The sequence below is a fragment of the Streptomyces sp. TM32 genome, assembly GCF_004122755.1.
GTDB lineage: Bacteria > Actinomycetota > Actinomycetes > Streptomycetales > Streptomycetaceae > Streptomyces > Streptomyces sioyaensis.
In genome coordinates this window covers 1-16041 of sequence record NZ_SDIG01000152.1, presented here as the reverse complement: position 1 = coordinate 16041, position 16041 = coordinate 1, and the positions used below count along the sequence as shown (strand labels likewise).

The window sequence follows — 16041 nt, the reverse complement described above, 5'->3', positions numbered from 1 at the left end:
GCTCCAGGCGTCCTCGGCGTCCAGGTCGACGTGGCTGGTGGCGCGCGGGGCGACGGGAGCGGTGACGTAGGTGGGGAGGGGGACCGGGACGGGCTCCCAGCTGCCGGCCGCAGGGTGCGGGCGCTCGCGCTCGCGCTGCTGGTCGACCCACTCGGCGTGGTCGGTCTCCTCCACCAGGGCGCGGCGGCCGGCGGTGTGGACGGGTGTGGTGTGCCGTGGGAGCAGGGGCTCTCGCGAGGGGGACGTGCCGGTGGCGCCGCCGCGGGCGGCGTCAGGCCGGTGACGACTGGCGTACGGCGTTGGCGTGGACGGCGGTGTGCAGGTACGGGGCGAGGCCGGGGCGTTGTGCGGTGGGCGGGACGACCAGGGCGAAGGCGCGGGGGTCGGTGGCGAAGTCGTCGGCGATCCGGCCGTGCATGTCGGTGGGGCAGGGGGTGAACCAGCGGCTGATGTGCTGCCGGTGTTCCTCCGCGAGGTCCATGGCGCGCTCGCCGTCCGCCGGTTCCCCGGCGTCGAAGGCGGCGGTCAGCCGCTGCCGCCAGTCGGCGGCCTCGGCCATGATCGTCGTCCAGTCCTCCTTGGAGTGCGTGGCGGCCCGCGCCATCGAGCGCTGGTGGCCCTCGTGGTGCTGCCACTTCAGATGGGCCTGGGTGGCGTAGGTGAGGTCGAAGGTCACCTCGCCGAAGACCTCGAACCGCTCCTCGGGCGTCAGCTCCACCCCGGTCTGCTGGACCTCCATGGCGTGCTCGGCGACCTCGACCAGCCGCTGGAGCGTGGCGATCTGCTCGGTGAGCAGGCGGTGCCGGGCGCGCAGGTGGTCCAGGGCATTGGCCTGGGGGTCTTCGAGGATGGTGGCGATCTCGTCGAGGGGGAAGCCGAGTTCCCGGTAGAAGAGGATCTGTTGCAGCCGGGCGAGGTCGGGGTCGCTGTAGAGGCGGTAGCCGGCCGGGCTGCGGTCGCTGGGGGAGAGCAGGCCGGTCTTGTCGTAGTGGTGCAGGGTTCGCACCGTGATCCCCGCGAAACCGGAGACCTGCCCGACCGAGTAGCCCATCGCAGCGCCTTTCGTCCCGTCATGTCCGGGCGCCGCCCGGGCGGTACGGCGGTGGTGCCGCCGGCCGCCGGGTGGTGCCGTCCTTCAGGGTGGAACCTGACGTCGGGTGAGGGTCAAGCGGGCAGGGGTACCGCGGCCGGTGAGGGCCGTCACCCCCCCCGCCAGGTGCATGGCCTGTCGACCCCGGCCGGTGCACGGGCCGTCGGCCCCCGCCAGTTGCACGGCCCGTCGACCCTGCCCCCTCAGCCGTCGGGGTAGCGCTCCTGGAGCACCGAGTTCACCAGCGCCCGGACGTCCTCCCGGTCCAGCCCCTCCGTATGGGCCCGGCCCATCCAGGCGCGGAGCTCCTCGCGCAGCTGGGCGTCCGCCGCGGAGGTGGGGCGGGCGAGCGTACGGCTGACGAAGGTGCCGAGGCCGGGGCGTGGTTCGACCAGGCCCTCCCGCTCCAGTTCGCGGTAGGCCTTCAGGGTCGTATTGGGGTTGACCTTGGTCGTCGCGGCGACCTGGGCGGCGGTCGGCAGGCGGTCACCCTCCACCAGGGTGCCCAACCGCAGTGCCTGCTGGACCTGTTGGACGATCTGGAGGTAGGTGGCGACACCGCTGCGGCGGTCGATTCGGAACTCGACGACGCTCACCACCTCTCTGCTTCTTCCGCGGCTGCCGCGCTGCCCGACCGCTTGATGATCGGGCTGCCCGTGCCGGGTGTCAAAGCGCCGCCCGGTGCAGGTCGGGTGCGCGTGGTCCCGGTTGGCCGCCGTCCGCTTCTGGCGCCGCGCGCCCGCCCGTTCAGAGCGGCCGCCGGTGCGCCCGCCACACCACGCACGCGAGCACGAGGACGGTCAGCGTCAACAGGATCCCCGCGCCCAGCCACTGCATTCCGGCCATCTGCCCGTAGTCGACGTACTGGGTCACGCGGTTGACGATGCCCAGCTTGGCCCGGCAGGCGCCGGTGTCGCCGGTGGTGCAGGTGCCGTAGCCGTAGAGCCTGCCGTCCGCGGTGGACACCCAGTCGTCCATCCGTACGGCGCCGGGCGGCAGGTCGGGGCCGTTGCCGTCGTACGGGTAGCTGACGCCGCGGAGGGAGCCCAGCCGGTCGCGCAGCCGCTCGGACCAGAGCACGGAGGTGACCATGGCGAGGACGAAGGTGCCGGCCATGGCCGGCACCGCCCGCTTGACCAGCATGCCGAGGGCGATGCCGCAGACGGTCAGGAACAGCGTCCGGGCGACCGGGATCGGGCCGGTGCTCTCGAAGATCCCGCTGGTCAGCCAGTCGCCGTCCATGACGAGGAGGCGCGCCGGTGTCCACAGCCAGGTGAAGACGGCCGACAACAGGGCGGTGCACAGCACGGCGACGGCCAGCGGCAGGCCGAGGGTGGCGGCGATCCAGCGGCCGCGGCTCACCGACTGGGTGTTGATCAGCTTGACGGTGCCGTGCTCCTGTTCCGCGGCGATCAGCGGGGCGCCGAGGAAGACGCCGATCAGGACGGGCAGGTACGTCAGCAGCTGGGTGCCGGTGCGGAACAGCGGGCCGTAGGCGTTCGAGAAGTCGGTGCCCAGGGTCCCGTGGACGGCGGGGCCGGCTCCGTGGGTGTGCAGGAAGTCCGTCAGGCCGGCGCGCTCGTAGGCGAAGGACGCGCAGCCCACGGCGGTGGTCAGCAGGAGGATGCGCAGGACGGTGCGGTGCCGGCGCCAGACCAGCCAGGGCAGACCGTGCAGCAGGGTGCGGCGGGCGGTGGGGCCGTCGGGGGCGCTGCCGGCAGGCGCTGTGGCCGCAGCCCGGGGGCCGGCGGTGCTCGTGCGCGTCACGCCGCGGCCTTCCCGGGGCCGTCGAGGCGGGCCTCGTCCGCGATCAGGCCGGGTGCGTCGGGCGAGCGCAGATAGCCGAGCAGGACCTCCTCCATGCTCGGCGCCAGCGTCTCCCAGCCGTCCGGGACCGGGCCGCCGGGCCGGATCAGGGCGCTGAACTGCCGCCCGGTGATCCGGGCCTCGATCACGGTGTGCCGGCGCCGCAGCTCCTCGGGCACCCCGTCGTCGCCCTCGGCCACGCCCGTCACCAGCAGATGCGCCGGGATGAGCTCCTCGGTCTGGCCGGCCATCCGCAGCCGGCCCTCGGCGAGGACGAGGAGGTAGTCACACATGACCTCCATCTCGGAGAGCATGTGGGAGGACATCAGCACCGTGGTGCCGTGCTCGGCGGCCTCGGCCATCAGCAGCCCCGACAGCTCGTGCCGGGCGAGCGGGTCCAGGTCGGACATCGGCTCGTCGAGCAGCAGCAGCTCGGGCCGCTTGCCGAAGGCGAGGGCGAAGGCCACGCGGGTGCGCTGGCCGCCCGAGAGGGTGCCGATCCGGGCGGTGAACGGCACGTTCCCGGACCGGACGATCCGCTCGGCCAGCGCCTGGTCCCAGCGCGGGTTCAGCTCACGGCCGAGCCGCAGGGTCTCGGCCACGGTGAAGCGGGGGTAGAGGGGCTTGTCCTGGGCGAGGAAGGCGATGCGTTCCAGGACGGCGGGGTCGGAGACCGGGACGCCGAACAGCTTCAGCGTGCCGGTGGTCGGCTGCACCAGCCGGGTCGCGGTACCCAGGAAGGTGCTCTTGCCCGCGCCGTTGGGGCCGACGAGGGCGCAGATGTGGCCGGCGGGGAGCCGGAAGGAGCAGTCCCGCAGGGCCCAGCCGCCGCGGTACTTCTTCCCCAGTCCTTCGGCCTCGATGGCCCACGGGCTCGGGTCGCTCACCGGATCCCCCCTTTAGCTAGTTCATTAGTGGAATGAGTATGGGGAGCGGCCCGGATGCCTGTCAACAAGAGAGCCTGCCGGCGCAGGGAGGCATGTCGGAAAGGGAGGCCGGTCGGCAAGGGAGGCGTGTCGGCGCAGGGCGGGCCGGCGCCGGTGCGGGCGAGCGGCCCGGGGGCCGGCGCCCGCCGTCCAGGTGTCCGTCAGGCGGGCTCCACCAGCGATTTCGCCATGCACCGGCTGTCCTCGTACGTCCGGTACAGCCCGAACTTCTCGACCATCACATAGCCGCTGGAGGCGTACAGCTCCAGCGCCTCGGGCTGCTTGGTGCCGGTCTCCAGCACCATGCGGGAGCGGCCCGCGGCCCGCGCGTCCGCTTCCAGGGCGGCCAGGATCCGCCGGGCCAGGCCCCGCCCGCGCGCCTCCGGGAGCACGAACATCCGCTTGATCTCGGCGTCGCCGATCGAGTACCCCTCGGCCGCGTCCTCCTGCCGGCGCCATCCGCCGGTGGCCAGCGGGCGGGCGCCGGCGTACGCGATCAGGTACGCGCCGTGCGGCGGGGTGAACATCTCCGGGGTGAGCGGGGTGATGTCGCCGTCGTCGCCGTAGCGCCGGGCGTACTCCTGCTGCACCAGCGCGTCGAGGGCGACCGCGTCGGGGTGGTCGTAGCGGGACGGGCGTATCTCCATTCCAGAAATCGTACGGGCGCGCGGGTGCGCGGCGCGATGAGGTTCCGGGGATGGGTATCGTGCCCGGATGCTCACCGTGACCTCTGTGAATGTGAACGGGCTGCGCGCCGCGGCCAGGAAGGGCTTCGTCCCGTGGCTGGCGGAGACCGCGGCCGATGTGCTGTGCCTGCAGGAGGTACGGGCCGAGACCGCGCAGCTCCCGGACGAGGTGCGCGAGCCCGCGGGCTGGCACACCGTGCACGCCCCGGCGGCCGCCAAGGGCCGGGCCGGCGTCTCGCTCTTCACCCGGCGCGCGCCGGAGCGGGTCCAGGTGGGCTTCGGGTCGACGGAGTTCGAGGGCAGCGGGCGCTACGTCGAGGCGGATCTGCCCGGTGTGACGGTCGCCAGCCTCTATCTGCCCTCCGGTGAGGTCGGCACCGAGCGGCAGGACGAGAAGGAACGCTTCCTGGCGGAGTTCCTGCCCTACCTCGTCGACCTGCGCAAGCGCTCCGCCGCGGACGGCCGCGAGGTGGTGGTCTGCGGCGACTGGAACATCGCCCACCAGGAGGCCGACCTGAAGAACTGGAAGGCCAACCAGAAGAAGTCCGGCTTCCTCCCGGAGGAGCGTGCCTGGCTGACCGAGGTCCTCGACGAGAACCACGGCGGCTATGTGGACGTCGTCCGCACCCTCCACCCGGACACCGCGGGCCCGTACTCGTGGTGGTCCTACCGGGGCCGGGCCTTCGACAACGACGCGGGCTGGCGCATCGACTACGCCATGGCCACCCCCGGCCTCGCCGCGCGGGCGGTCAAGGCGTACGTGGAGCGCGCGGCCAGTCATGACGAGCGGTGGAGTGATCACGCGCCGGTGACGGTCGTCTTTGATCGCACGGGCGACTAGGACCTGTTCGGCCGATCACGCGGAGTGCGCCGACGCGATCGTGGGTGATCCGGCTTCAGTCGTGGATGTCGTCGGCCGGCTGGAGTCAGGGCGTACGGGGTACCGAACGGCAGGGCCGTATCCTGAGGCAGGCGATGCAGGCACTTCCGATGCGTCGCAGCTGCCCGTCGCAGCCGGGCGCCGTCCAACTCCCGGTACCGGGTGCCCGGCAAACGATCAGGAGTTGACCGGTGATCAGTCTGGCCGGAGTGGGGGGAGTGGCCCTGGTCGAACTGGGGATGGCCCTGACTCCGGGACCGAACATGATCCACCTCGCCTCTCGCGCGATCACCCAAGGCCGCCGGGCGGGCCTGGTCAGCCTGAGCGGGACCGCCGTGGGATTTCTGTGCTACCTGGTGGCCGCGGCCGCGGGCCTGTCCGCGCTGTTCGCCGCCGTGCCGCTGGCGTTCACGGTGATCAAGCTCGCCGGGGCCGCCTACCTTGCCTACCTGGCCTGGGCCATGCTCAAGCCCGGTGGCCGCTCGCCCTTCGCCCCGGCTCAGGCCCTGCCTCCGGTCTCTGACGTCCGCCTGTTCTCGATGGGGCTCCTGACCAACCTGCTCAACCCCAAGATCGCTCTCATGTACGCCGCTCTGCTGCCCCAGTTCATGGATCCGCAGGCGGGCCCGGACTGGGCGCAACTGCTCCAGCTCGGTGGCGTGCAGATCATCGTGGGGATCTCCGTGAACGCTCTGATCATGCTGGGCGCAGGGCGGGTGTCGGGGTTTCTGGCCACCCGGCCCCGCGTGATGGCCGCTCAGCGGATCGCATCGGGCAGCCTGCTCGGCGTCTTCGCGCTACGCACAGTCCTGTCCCGTACGTCTGTCTCGGCCTGAGCCATGCCCGCGCGCCTGTGACACCGGTCCTGCTGGGGCCGGCCGAACATGTCACGGAGACCGCCGACGCGCTCGCGAGTGATCTGGCTGTTCTCATCAGCAGCGCCCGGCGCCAGAGCCAGAGCGTCTACTGCTGGGTTGCGTAGGAGGAGGTCACCACTCGCCGGGGGGCCGGAACCTGCTCCGGGTGGCAATCCCTACGAGCGCCGCCGGAAGATCTTCTCCACCGTGCTGCACATGCGGGCCAAGACCCGGTACGCATCGGCTCGTTGGCGAGGGTTGGTGCTCAGGCAGGCGACCAGTACAGCGGTGAAGACGGGCAGCAGGACGGCGGCTACGACCGCCACGGTGTACGTCGTCATGGCGCCACGATAGAGCATGCATGGCACTCAGTGCCAGATATCTGACACTGAGTGCCATGGCCTTTCAGGGCTCGGCTATGCGCCAAGTATCGTTCGGGCGGGAGGCGTTGTGGTGCGGTTTGTGAGAAACCGCCTCGGTGGTTCCGGAAGGACCGGCCGGTTCGCCGCGCGTCGGTGCGGCGGCGTGGCACTTCCCCCGCAACGCGGACGCCGGGCACCAGTCGGCCTCAGGTCTCCTCGTGCCCCTGCTCGCGCCGCCACTGCGCCACCTCGGCCCGGACCCGGCGGTCCATGGCCATGGAGAGTTCGGCCTCGACCACGCCCTTGGACAGGGGGCGGAGTTTCTCGATGGTTCCGGCGATGAGATCGACCTCGTCGGGGCACGGCTGCTCTCCCGCGCAGGCCCGTGCCAGGACGTCGGAGAGCACGTGGGTGCGGATGAGGGTGGTGAAGATGTCGGCGAGGGCGTCGGCGTGCGCCCGCACCTGGCGGCCGGCTTCGAGGACGGCGGCCAGCGGGATGCCCTGGTCGACGAGTTCGGTGGAGGCGTCCAGCAGGCGGCGGCTGATGTGTACGAACTCGTCGCCGTCGACGGCGAGATAGCCGATGTCCAGGGACGCGCTGAGGTTCTCGGCGGTGATGTCCCCGCTGAAGTGGTCGGCGAGCTCCGTGGGGGTCAGGCGGACCGGTGTCTCCTCGGACCAGGGCGGCACGAGGGGGTTCTCCAGGCCGAGGAGCTCGCCCACGTCGCGGCCGGCCTCGAAGGCCGAGAAGAGGTCCGCGATGCCGCCGAGGGTGTGGCCGCGCTCCAGGAGGGCGCCGATGGTGCGCAGCCGGGCGAGATGGTGCTCGTTGTACCAGGCGATCCGGCCCTCGCGACGGGGCGCGGGCAACAGCTTGCGCTCGCGGTAGAAGCGCAGCGTACGGACCGTGATGCCGGCCTCCCTGGCCAGGTCGGCCATGCGGAATTCGCGCGCCGGGGGGTCCGCGGGCCCGGAGTGCTCGTCCTGGGTGTGCTCGTTCGCTGCCACGGGTTCAGCCTATGCCGGGGGGAGGGCACCGGGCCGGGGTCCCGGACCGCGGGTGCGGCCGGGGGCAACTTCCCGCCGTCCGCCCCCTACCGCTCGGTACGCGGCTGCCTTACGCTCCCATTGTGCCAGTGATTGCTGGCGCGGTTTTCGGGGGCGGCTGTGACGCCGGATGTCATGGCACCGAAGATGGCACGGAAGAACGTCGGACTCGGGAGGCGGCGGGATGGCCGAGCGCGAGCGCAGGCATGTGCGGGTTGCGGTGATCGGATCGGGGTTCGGTGGTCTGGGGGCGGCCGTCCGGCTGCGGCGCCAGGGCATCACCGATTTCGTGGTCCTGGAGCGGGCCGGGGCGGTGGGGGGCACCTGGCGGGACAACAGCTATCCGGGGTGTGCGTGCGACGTGCCCTCGCATCTGTACTCGTTCTCCTTCGCGCCGCACCCCGAGTGGCCGCGGAACTTCTCCGGGCAGCCGCACATCCGCGCGTACCTGGAGCGGGTCACCGACACCTTCGGGCTGCGTCCGCACCTCCGGTTCCATTCGGAGGTGCAGAGCCTGCGGTGGGACGGCCCGGAGCTGCACTGGGAGATCGAGACGGCGAGCGGGCCGCTGACCGCGGATGTCGTGGTGTCGGCGACCGGGCCGCTGTCGGATCCCAAGCTCCCCGGCATCCCGGGACTGGACACCTTCCCCGGCAAGGTCTGGCACTCCGCGCGCTGGGACCACGACTACGCGCTGAGCGGCGCGCGTCTCGCGGTGGTCGGCACCGGCGCCTCGGCCATCCAGATCGTGCCGGCCGTCCAGCCGGAGGTGGCGCGCTTGACCCTCTTCCAGCGCACCCCGCCCTGGGTGCTGCCGCGCGCCGACCGCAAGATCAGCGCAGCCGAGAAATGGCTGCACACCAAGCTCCCGGCGACCCGGGCCGCGCGCCGCCAACTGCTGTGGAGCATTCGGGAGTTGCAGGTCAGCGCGTTCACCAAGCGCCCGAATGAGCTGGGCCTGCTGGAGTCGCTGGCCCGGAACCACATGAAGAAGGCCATCAAGGACCCGGCGCTGCGAGAGGTGCTGACCCCCGACTACCGCATCGGCTGCAAGCGGATCCTGCTTTCCAACACGTACTACCCGGCCCTGGCGCAGCCGAATGTGGAGCTGGTCGCTGCCGGGCTGAAGGAGGTGCGCGGCAGCACCCTCGTGGGAGCCGACGGGAGCGAAACGGAGGCCGATGCGATCGTTTTCGGCACCGGGTTCCATGTGACGGACATGCCGATCGCGCGGCGCGTCACCGGCGCCCACGGCACGACGCTGGCCGAGGAGTGGAAGGACGGCATGGAGTCGCTGCGCGGCACCAGCGCGGCCGGCTTCCCCAACTTCCTGACCATCATCGGACCCAACACCGGCCTCGGGAACAGCTCGATGATCCTGATGATCGAGGCGCAGCTGAACTACCTGGCCGACTACCTGCGCCAACTGGACGTCCTCGGCGGGAAGATCGCGCTGAGCGCCCGGCCGTCCGCCGTAGCGGAGTGGAACCGCACCATCCAGCGCCGGATGGAGCGCACGGTGTGGAACACCGGCGGCTGCGACAGCTGGTATCTGGACGCGAACGGCCGCAACACCACCGTCTGGCCGGGGACGACCGGGGAGTTCCGGAAGGCCACCCAGCGGGTCGACCTCGCGGAGTACGAGGTGCTGCGGCCGGCCCGCACCCCCGCGGACCGGACTCCCGGCACGGCCGCGGAGGTGGCCGCATGAACCGCTGGCCCGCACACGTCACCAGCGGCCCGTACGCCCCGCCGGTGCCGCGCTCCACGCTGACCGTCGCCTCTGCCGACGGTGCCCGGCTGTACGCCGAGGTCCACGGCCCCCAGGGCGCCCCGGCCGTCGTCCTGGCACACGGCTGGACCTGCTCCACCGCCTTCTGGGCCCCGGTCGTCCGCGAGCTGGCCGCCGACCACCAGGTCGTCGTCTACGACCAGCGCGGCCACGGCCGCAGCCCGGCCGCCCCACCGGCGGGCCACAGCACCGACGCGCTCGCCGACGATCTGGTCGCCGTCCTGGAGGCGGCCCTGCGGCCGGGCGAACGGGCCGTGCTGGGCGGCCACTCCATGGGCGGGATGACGATCATGGCCGCGGCCGGGCGGCCGCAGCTGCACGAGCGGGCCGCGGCCGCGCTGCTGTGCAGCACCGGCAGTGCCGATCTCGCCGCCGAGGCGCGGGTGTTCGCGCTGCGCAGCCCGCAGGGCCGCCGCCGTGCGCACCGCCTGCTGCTGCGCTCGCGCGCCCCGCTCGGCCCGGTCTCGCCGCTCACCCTGCGCGCGCTGAAGTACGCCACCATGGGTCCCGGCGCCACCGCCGAGCAGGTGGCGGCCTGCGCGCGCATCGTGCACGGCTGCCCGGCCGGCGTACGGGCCCGGTGGGGCGCGGTGCTGGCCGGGCTCGAACTCACCGGCGGCGCCGGCCGGCTGGAGCTGCCCACCGAGGTCCTCGCGGGCGGTGCCGACCGGCTCACCCCGCCGGTGCACGCCCGCCGGCTGGCGTCCGTCCTCCCCGACTTCCGCGGTCTGACCGAACTCCCCGGGCTGGGACACATGACGCCGATCGAGGACCCGGGCGCGGTCGCGGGACGGCTGCGCGCCCTCGTCCGCGACCATCTGCACGCGGCCGGCGCCGAGGCCACCGGCAGCGAGGCCACCGACACCGCGCCCGGGGGCGGGCGGCAGACGAAGGAGAGCACGGCATGAGCGCACGCAGGAGCCTGGCGGGCCAGGTCGTCGTCGTCACGGGTGCGGCACGCGGGGTCGGTGCGCTGCTGGCCCGCAAGCTGTCGGCGCGCGGTGCGACGCTGGCGCTGGTCGGGCTGGAGCCGGACGAGCTGCGCGGCGTCGCGGCCGCACTCCACGGCCCGGCGCATCATTGGCATGCCGATGTCACCGACCACGAGGCGATGGACCGGGTGGCGGCCGAGGTCAAGGAGCGCTTCGGGAAGGTCGATGTGGTCGTCGCCAACGCCGGGGTGGCGACCGGCGGTCCGTTCGCGGACTCCGACCCGGTCGCCTGGAAGCGGGTCATCGAGGTCAACCTCATAGGCGGCGCGGTCACCGGCCGCGCCTTCCTGCCCCAACTGACCGAGTCCCGCGGCTACTTCCTGCAGATCGCCTCGCTGGCCGCGATCACCCCGGCGCCGATGATGACGGCGTACTGCGCGTCCAAGTCGGGCGTCGAGGCCTTCGCGCACAGCCTGCGCGCCGAGGTCGGACACCGTGGCGTACGGGTCGGCGTCGGTTATCTGAGCTGGACCGACACCGATATGGTGCGCGGCGCGGACGAGAACGACGTGATGCGCGAACTGCGTTCCCGGCTGCCCTGGCCGTCGAACAAGACCTATCCGCTGGGCCCGGCCGTCGACCGGATCGTCGCGGGCATCGAGCGCCGCTCCGCCCATGTCTACGGGCAGTGGTGGCTGCGCGGGATGCAGTCGGTCCGCGGGTATCTGCCCTCGCTCATCGGGACGGTGGGCGGGCGGGAGGTGCGGCGGTTCGGCGCGCGGCTGGACGGGATGCGGGTCGGGCTGATGGGCGCCGGCGGGGAGGCGGACGAGAAGGCGCGGGCCGGCCGGTGAGCGGGCCTGCGCCCGGCCCGTGAGCGGCCGAATGTCACGGAGAGTGTTCGAACGTGATCGAAATGCGAGCAATGTCCGGGCGTGTCACGCTGAATCGGGGTCATCACCCCCCTACACCCCACTAGGAGTGAACAGCATGGGCATCAAGGACCAGTTCCAGGACAAGGCCAACGAGCGCAAGGACCAGGCGCGCCACGCCATGGGCGACTCTCGCGAGCAGGGTCACGAGCGCGGCCAGCGCAAGGACCAGGAGCGCGAGCGCGGCGGTCAGCGTCAGGACCAGGAGCGCGGCCAGCGTCAGGGCCAGCCGCGGGACCGCGGTCAGCAGGGCCGTCAGCCCGCTCACGACTCGATGGATGCGGCCGAGGGCCGCTACCAGAGCTGAGTTGGCACGTCCTGAACACCACGCGGGGCGACGTACGCGCCATGCGTGAGGGGTGCACCCGGTCGACCGGGTGCACCCCACCGGTGTGCGCTCGGTTCCCCGACCGGTCCGCGCTCCGGTTCAGGCCCCGGCCGCCTCCGCCTGGTCCGCCTCCGCCTGGTCCGCCTCCGCCTGGTCCGCGCCGCGCGCCGGCAGCGCGGGGCGCCGCAGGTCCGGGACGTCCGACAGGTCCGGAGGCGCCGCCGCCGGATGCCGCTCCAGCAACTCCAGTGCGGTGCGCACCGCGACGCCCAGGGTCGGATGCCGGCCCTCGGCCCAGTGCAGCGGTGACCGCAGTGCCTCGATGTCGACCTCGACGCCGTGGTTCTCCACGCCCCAGCCGTAGAGCCGGAACCACGCGGCGTTCATCGGGACGGTGATGGTGGTGCCGTCGCCGAGGAGGTGCCGGCCGGTCATCCCGACCACGCCGCCCCAGGTGCGCATGCCCACCACCGGGCCGATGCCCTGGAGCTTGAAGGCCGCGGTGATCATGTCGCCGTCGGACGAGGTCATCTCGTCGGCGACCGCCACGACCGGGCCTCGCGGGGCGTTGCTGGTGTACGAGACGGGCTCGGCGTCGCGGGTCAGGTCCCAGCCCATGATGGTGCGGGTCAGCTTCTCGATGACCAGCTCGGAGATGTTGCCGCCCGCGTTGCCCCGGACGTCCACGATCAGCGCGGGCAGTGAGACCTCCTTGCGCAGATCGCGGTTGAACTGCGCCCAGCCGGAGCCGCCCATGTCGGGGATGTGCAGATAGCCGCACCGCCCGCCGCTCAACTCCCGTACCACCGCCCGGCGTTTGGCCACCCAGTCCTGGTAGCGCAGCGGCCGTTCGTCGACCAGCGGGACCACCGCGACCCGGCGGGTCGGCCCCTCGCCCTCGGGCGCGGAAAAGGTGAGCTCCACCGTGGTGCCGCCGGCCGCGGCCAGCAGCGGGGCCGGCCCGGCCGCCGGATCCACCCGGCGGCCGTCGACATGCGTCAGCGCCGCGCCCTCGCGGATGCCCGTACCGGCCAGCGGGGAGCGGGCCTTGGAGTCCGAGGACTCGCCGGGCAGGATCCGCTGCACCACCCAATGGCCGTCCCGGCACACGAAGTTGGCGCCGAGCAGGCCCATGGCGCGCTGGTAGTGCGGCGGCCCCTCGTTGCGCCGGGCGCCGGTGACGTACGCATGCGAGGTACCCAGCTCGCCCAGCACCTCCCGCAGCAGATCGGCGAACTCGTCCGGGCTGGCGACCCGTTCGAGCAGTGGCCGGTACTGCGCGAGCACCCCGTCCCAGTCGATGCCGCACATCCCCGGGTCCCAGAAGTACGCCCGGACGATCCGGCCCGCCTCCTCGTAGGCCTGGCGCCACTCGGCCGCCGGATCGACGTCGTGCAGGATGCGCCGCAGGTCCAAAAAGACCGTGGAATCGCTGTCCGGCGGCTCGGTCGCGGGCACCGCACGCAGCTCGCCCTCGTCGTTGACGACCAGCCGGGAGCCGTCGCCGCTGAGCGCGAACCCGTCCAGGGAGCTGGTGAGTTCGGTGCGCCGGGCCTTGGTCAGGTCGAAGTGTTCGAGGGTGGGCCGGCCCGAGGTGTCGGCGGGGTTGGCGAAGGTCTCGCCCAGCGCGCCGGAGATCGGCCAGCGCAGCCAGACCAGTCCGCCGCCGCTGACCGGCTCCAGGGACGAGTACTTGGACGCCGCCACCGGGAACGGGGTGACCCGGTTCTCCAGCCCCTCCACCTCCACCAGCACGGGACCTTCACCGGGCGTCGGCGGAGTCTCGTCCGGGTCCAGGCCGCCGGCCGCGGGCCGCCCCTCCGGGGACAGCGCGAAGGGGGAGGGGGTCGCCGAGGACAGCGGGACGAGATAGGGGCGGCAGCCCAGCGGGAACGACAGATCGCCGGTGTGCACGTCATAGACGGGGTCGAAGCCGCGCCAGGACAGGAACGCCAGATAGCGGCCGTCGCGGGTGAACACCGGCTGCTCGTCCTCGAAGCGGCCGTTGGTGACGTCCACGATGTGCCCGTCGGACAGCCGGGCCATCCGGATCTGCCGCAGCGTACGGCCGATGCCGGGGTGCGACCAGGTCAGCCAGCGCGAGTCGGGGGAGAACGCCAGGTCGCGGACCGGGCCGTTGGCGGAGCGGACCAGCTCGGTGACCGTGCCGTCGGCCGGCGCCGCGCCGGTGCCGCCCTCCTCCTCCGGGCGGGCCACCTCCACCAGCAGCAGCCGGCCGTCGTTGGCGGCCACCGCGAGACGGTCACCGTCGGGCGAGGCGATCAGCTCGTGGACCCGGCCCAGCTCACCGGTGGCCAGCCGCCGGGGCTCGCCCGGTTCGCTGGCCCGCGGCAGATCGGTGATTTCGATCGCGTCCGCGCCCTCGGCATCGGTGAGGTAGGCGATCCGGCCGGTGGACCCCAGCATGACGGGCAGCCGGACCCGTACGCCCGGGGTGTCGTGGATGGTCCGGGCCGGGCCGTCGCGGTGGGTGAGCCAGTACAGGCTGCCGCGGATGCCGACCGCGCTGGCCCGCCCGGTGGTGTCCACCGCGAGCGAGGTCACGTGCGAGGCGGCCGGGACCTGGTACACGCGCCGGCCGGCCCGCGGACCGCCCAGGCGCACGGCCAGCTTGCGCGGCACGGCGTCCGCGCTCAGGTCGTCGATCAGCCAGAGGTCGCCGGCGCACTGGTAGACGATGCGCGAGCCGTCGGTCGAGGCGTGCCGGGCGTAGAAGTCGGCGTGGTCGGTGTGCCGGCGCAGATCGGTGCTGTCGGGCAGGCAGGAGTAGACGTTGGCGATGCCCTCGTGGTCGGAGAGGAACGCGATCCGGCCGCCGACGAACATCACCGAGTCGAGATGCCCGTGCAGATCCGGCATCAGCCGGGTCCCGTGCAGCCACATCCGCCCCGTCGCACCGCCCCGGTAGCGCTTCCAGGAGGCGGGCTCGTGCGGCGGTTTGCCGGTGAGCAGCAGGGTGCGGCGCTCGCCGTCGACATCGGTGACCGCGATGTCGGAGACCGGCCCCCAGGGCAGCTTGCCGCCGGTGCCGCCGTCGGCGGGCAGGCTGTAGGCCCACGAGTAGTACGAGAACGGCTGGCCGTGCGAGGAGACCGCGAGGACATGGGCGTTGCCCTCGTGGTCGGGCGGCGTCCAGCCGCAGACCCGGGCGTCCGTGCTGCCCCAGTACGTCAGCCGGCGGGCCGGGCCGCCCTCGACCGGCGCGAGATGGACCTCCGGGTCGAGGCTGCGCCAGGACGTGAAGGCGATGTGCTGCCCGTCGGGGGAGAAGCGGGGGTGGCCGACGCGGGTGCGGTCCACGGTCAGCCGCCAGGCGCGGTCGGCCTCCCGGCCCTCCGGGGCGAGCGGGGCGACCCACAGATCGTCCTCGGCGGCGAAGCAGAGGAGTTCGCCGTGCAGATGCGGAAAGCGCAGATACGAGCCGGCGGGCGGGCCCGGGGTGGCGGGCATGCGGCGCAGCCGTCCGCGAGGCCCCGCGGGGTTCGGCTCCGGGCGCGGCCCGACGGCCTCGGGTGCATCGCTCATGCCGAAACCTCGCTTCGCTCGGCCCCGCATTCGCGAGGCGCGCACCTGTTCATGGTTCGCTCGCTGCCCTCGCTCACGCCCCCATCGTTTCGAGACGGGCGAGCCGCGGCAAGTCGATCGGGTGACGCAGACCACTTTCGAAACGGTTCCGTTTCGCTGGGCCTGTCGCTACAGTCGAAGTGTACGAAACAGTTTCGTTCGCCATCGACGGGGTGGCGGCGCTGATACGGTCCGGACGGAGGTGTGTGCCATGGGACGCAGCCGGCTGACTCCCGAGCGGGAGGCCGAGCTCTACGACGCCGTACTCGATCTGCTGCGCGAGGTCGGTTACGACGCCCTGACCATGGACGCCGTCGCCGCCCGGACCCGCTCCAGCAAAGCCACCCTCTACCGCCAGTGGCAGGGCAAGCCGGAGCTGGTGGCCAGGGCGCTGCGGTGCTCCAAGCCGGCCGGCCCCGGCGATGTCGACACCGGCACGCTGCGCGGCGACTTCGCCGAACTCGTGCGCCGCTCCGATGAACACGGAAGGGTCGAGAAGGACGCCGCACTGATGCGTGCTCTGGGGATGGCCATCCACGGCAACCCCGAGCTCCACCAGGCCCTGCGTGACGTGCTCCTCGACCCCGAGGTGACCGGGCTGAACGCGATGCTGCAACGCGCCATCGACCGTGGCGAGATCGCGGCCGACTGCCCCGCGCTGCAGTTCGCCCCGCACATGCTCGTCGGTGCGATCATCGCCCGTCAGCTCATCGAGGGCCGCCCCGCCGACGGCGCGTTCCTGTCCGCCTATCTCGACGCTGTGGTCTTCCCCGCCCTCGGCATCTGACCCACCCGCCCGATCGGTCTGCCCCACCT

Annotated in this window: 15 protein-coding genes and 1 pseudogene; 7 read left to right on the top strand and 9 right to left on the bottom strand. The window is 72.6% G+C overall.

All coding sequences use genetic code 11. The features are described 5' to 3' along the window. From EST92_RS32375 to EST92_RS25565, 6 genes and pseudogenes are all read right to left on the bottom strand, one after another. Positions 1-192 (bottom strand): annotated as a pseudogene (locus tag EST92_RS32375) (hypothetical protein); the annotation flags it as partial. A 79-nt stretch (positions 193-271) separates the two neighbouring features. Further along, positions 272-1051 carry a MerR family transcriptional regulator gene (locus EST92_RS25585; RefSeq protein WP_129283148.1) on the bottom strand — a complete coding sequence of 260 codons (780 nt, stop codon included), beginning with the start codon at positions 1049-1051 and terminating at the stop codon, positions 272-274. Positions 1052-1293: 242 nt separating this feature from the next. Further along, positions 1294-1689 carry a GntR family transcriptional regulator gene (locus EST92_RS25580; RefSeq protein WP_129283147.1) on the bottom strand — a complete coding sequence of 132 codons (396 nt, stop codon included), beginning with the start codon at positions 1687-1689 and terminating at the stop codon, positions 1294-1296. Positions 1690-1837: 148 nt separating this feature from the next. Next, positions 1838-2857, bottom strand: a complete 1020-nt coding sequence (locus EST92_RS25575; RefSeq protein ID WP_174244132.1) for an ABC transporter permease subunit — start codon at positions 2855-2857, stop codon at positions 1838-1840. Beyond that, positions 2854-3783: an ABC transporter ATP-binding protein gene (locus tag EST92_RS25570; protein ID WP_129248307.1), complete on the bottom strand. Its 930-nt coding sequence runs from the start codon at positions 3781-3783 to the stop codon at positions 2854-2856. Before EST92_RS25570 ends, EST92_RS25575 begins: the two co-directional genes overlap by 4 nt. Positions 3784-3983: 200 nt before the next feature. Beyond that, positions 3984-4469, bottom strand: coding sequence for a GNAT family N-acetyltransferase (locus EST92_RS25565; RefSeq protein ID WP_129283146.1), 486 nt, complete (start codon positions 4467-4469; stop codon positions 3984-3986). 67 nt (positions 4470-4536) lie between these two features. On the opposite strand from EST92_RS25565, the gene EST92_RS25560 reads away from it, so the two are divergent. After that, positions 4537-5349 carry an exodeoxyribonuclease III gene (locus tag EST92_RS25560; protein ID WP_129283145.1) on the top strand — a complete coding sequence of 271 codons (813 nt, stop codon included), beginning with the start codon at positions 4537-4539 and terminating at the stop codon, positions 5347-5349. Between the two features lie 230 nt (positions 5350-5579). Next, complete coding sequence (locus EST92_RS25555; protein WP_129283144.1) at positions 5580-6224, top strand: LysE family translocator; 645 nt, start codon at positions 5580-5582, stop codon at positions 6222-6224. 197 nt (positions 6225-6421) lie between these two features. Here EST92_RS25555 and EST92_RS31240 read toward each other — a convergent pair whose 3' ends face one another. Both EST92_RS31240 and EST92_RS25550 read right to left on the bottom strand, forming a co-directional pair. Then, on the bottom strand, positions 6422-6586 hold the full coding sequence (locus tag EST92_RS31240) for a hypothetical protein (protein ID WP_154073995.1): 165 nt from the start codon (positions 6584-6586) through the stop codon (positions 6422-6424). Positions 6587-6813: 227 nt separating this feature from the next. Then, the gene (locus EST92_RS25550; protein WP_254069008.1) at positions 6814-7617 is read right to left on the bottom strand and encodes a MerR family transcriptional regulator; all 804 of its coding nucleotides are present in this window, start codon (positions 7615-7617) and stop codon (positions 6814-6816) included. 223 nt (positions 7618-7840) lie between these two features. Here EST92_RS25550 and EST92_RS25545 point away from each other — a divergent pair, with 223 nt between their 5' ends. The 4 genes from EST92_RS25545 (at position 7841) to EST92_RS25530 (ending at position 11619) form a co-directional block, all read left to right on the top strand. Then, a complete protein-coding gene (locus tag EST92_RS25545) occupies positions 7841-9367 on the top strand; it encodes an NAD(P)/FAD-dependent oxidoreductase (RefSeq protein WP_129283143.1) in 1527 nt (508 codons plus the stop codon). After that, the gene (locus EST92_RS25540; protein ID WP_129283142.1) at positions 9364-10356 is read left to right on the top strand and encodes an alpha/beta fold hydrolase; all 993 of its coding nucleotides are present in this window, start codon (positions 9364-9366) and stop codon (positions 10354-10356) included. The genes EST92_RS25545 and EST92_RS25540 overlap by 4 nt, the downstream gene beginning before the upstream one ends. Then, a complete protein-coding gene (locus EST92_RS25535) occupies positions 10353-11234 on the top strand; it encodes an SDR family oxidoreductase (protein WP_129283141.1) in 882 nt (293 codons plus the stop codon). The genes EST92_RS25540 and EST92_RS25535 overlap by 4 nt, the downstream gene beginning before the upstream one ends. Positions 11235-11370: 136 nt before the next feature. Continuing rightward, a complete protein-coding gene (locus EST92_RS25530) occupies positions 11371-11619 on the top strand; it encodes a hypothetical protein (protein WP_129283140.1) in 249 nt (82 codons plus the stop codon). A 120-nt stretch (positions 11620-11739) separates the two neighbouring features. Here EST92_RS25530 and EST92_RS25525 read toward each other — a convergent pair whose 3' ends face one another. Then, complete coding sequence (locus EST92_RS25525; protein ID WP_129283149.1) at positions 11740-15111, bottom strand: S41 family peptidase; 3372 nt, start codon at positions 15109-15111, stop codon at positions 11740-11742. 325 nt (positions 15112-15436) lie between these two features. Here EST92_RS25525 and EST92_RS25520 point away from each other — a divergent pair, with 325 nt between their 5' ends. Beyond that, on the top strand, positions 15437-16012 hold the full coding sequence (locus EST92_RS25520) for a TetR/AcrR family transcriptional regulator (RefSeq protein WP_129283139.1): 576 nt from the start codon (positions 15437-15439) through the stop codon (positions 16010-16012). The last annotated feature ends 29 nt before the right edge of the window (positions 16013-16041 follow it).

What these genes read in the sequence shown, in the direction of transcription:
- EST92_RS25585 (WP_129283148.1), bottom strand. Translation starts at nt 1,051, where the DNA reads ATGGGCTACTCGGTCGGGCAGGTCTCCGGTTTCGCGGGGATCACGGTG.
- EST92_RS25565 (WP_129283146.1), bottom strand. Translation starts at nt 4,469, where the DNA reads ATGGAGATACGCCCGTCCCGCTACGACCACCCCGACGCGGTCGCCCTC.
- EST92_RS25560 (WP_129283145.1), top strand. Translation starts at nt 4,537, where the DNA reads ATGCTCACCGTGACCTCTGTGAATGTGAACGGGCTGCGCGCCGCGGCC.
- EST92_RS31240 (WP_154073995.1), bottom strand. Translation starts at nt 6,586, where the DNA reads ATGACGACGTACACCGTGGCGGTCGTAGCCGCCGTCCTGCTGCCCGTC.
- EST92_RS25545 (WP_129283143.1), top strand. Translation starts at nt 7,841, where the DNA reads ATGGCCGAGCGCGAGCGCAGGCATGTGCGGGTTGCGGTGATCGGATCG.
- EST92_RS25540 (WP_129283142.1), top strand. Translation starts at nt 9,364, where the DNA reads ATGAACCGCTGGCCCGCACACGTCACCAGCGGCCCGTACGCCCCGCCG.
- EST92_RS25535 (WP_129283141.1), top strand. Translation starts at nt 10,353, where the DNA reads ATGAGCGCACGCAGGAGCCTGGCGGGCCAGGTCGTCGTCGTCACGGGT.
- EST92_RS25530 (WP_129283140.1), top strand. Translation starts at nt 11,371, where the DNA reads ATGGGCATCAAGGACCAGTTCCAGGACAAGGCCAACGAGCGCAAGGAC.
- EST92_RS25525 (WP_129283149.1), bottom strand. Translation starts at nt 15,111, where the DNA reads ATGCCCGCCACCCCGGGCCCGCCCGCCGGCTCGTATCTGCGCTTTCCG.
- EST92_RS25520 (WP_129283139.1), top strand. Translation starts at nt 15,437, where the DNA reads ATGGGACGCAGCCGGCTGACTCCCGAGCGGGAGGCCGAGCTCTACGAC.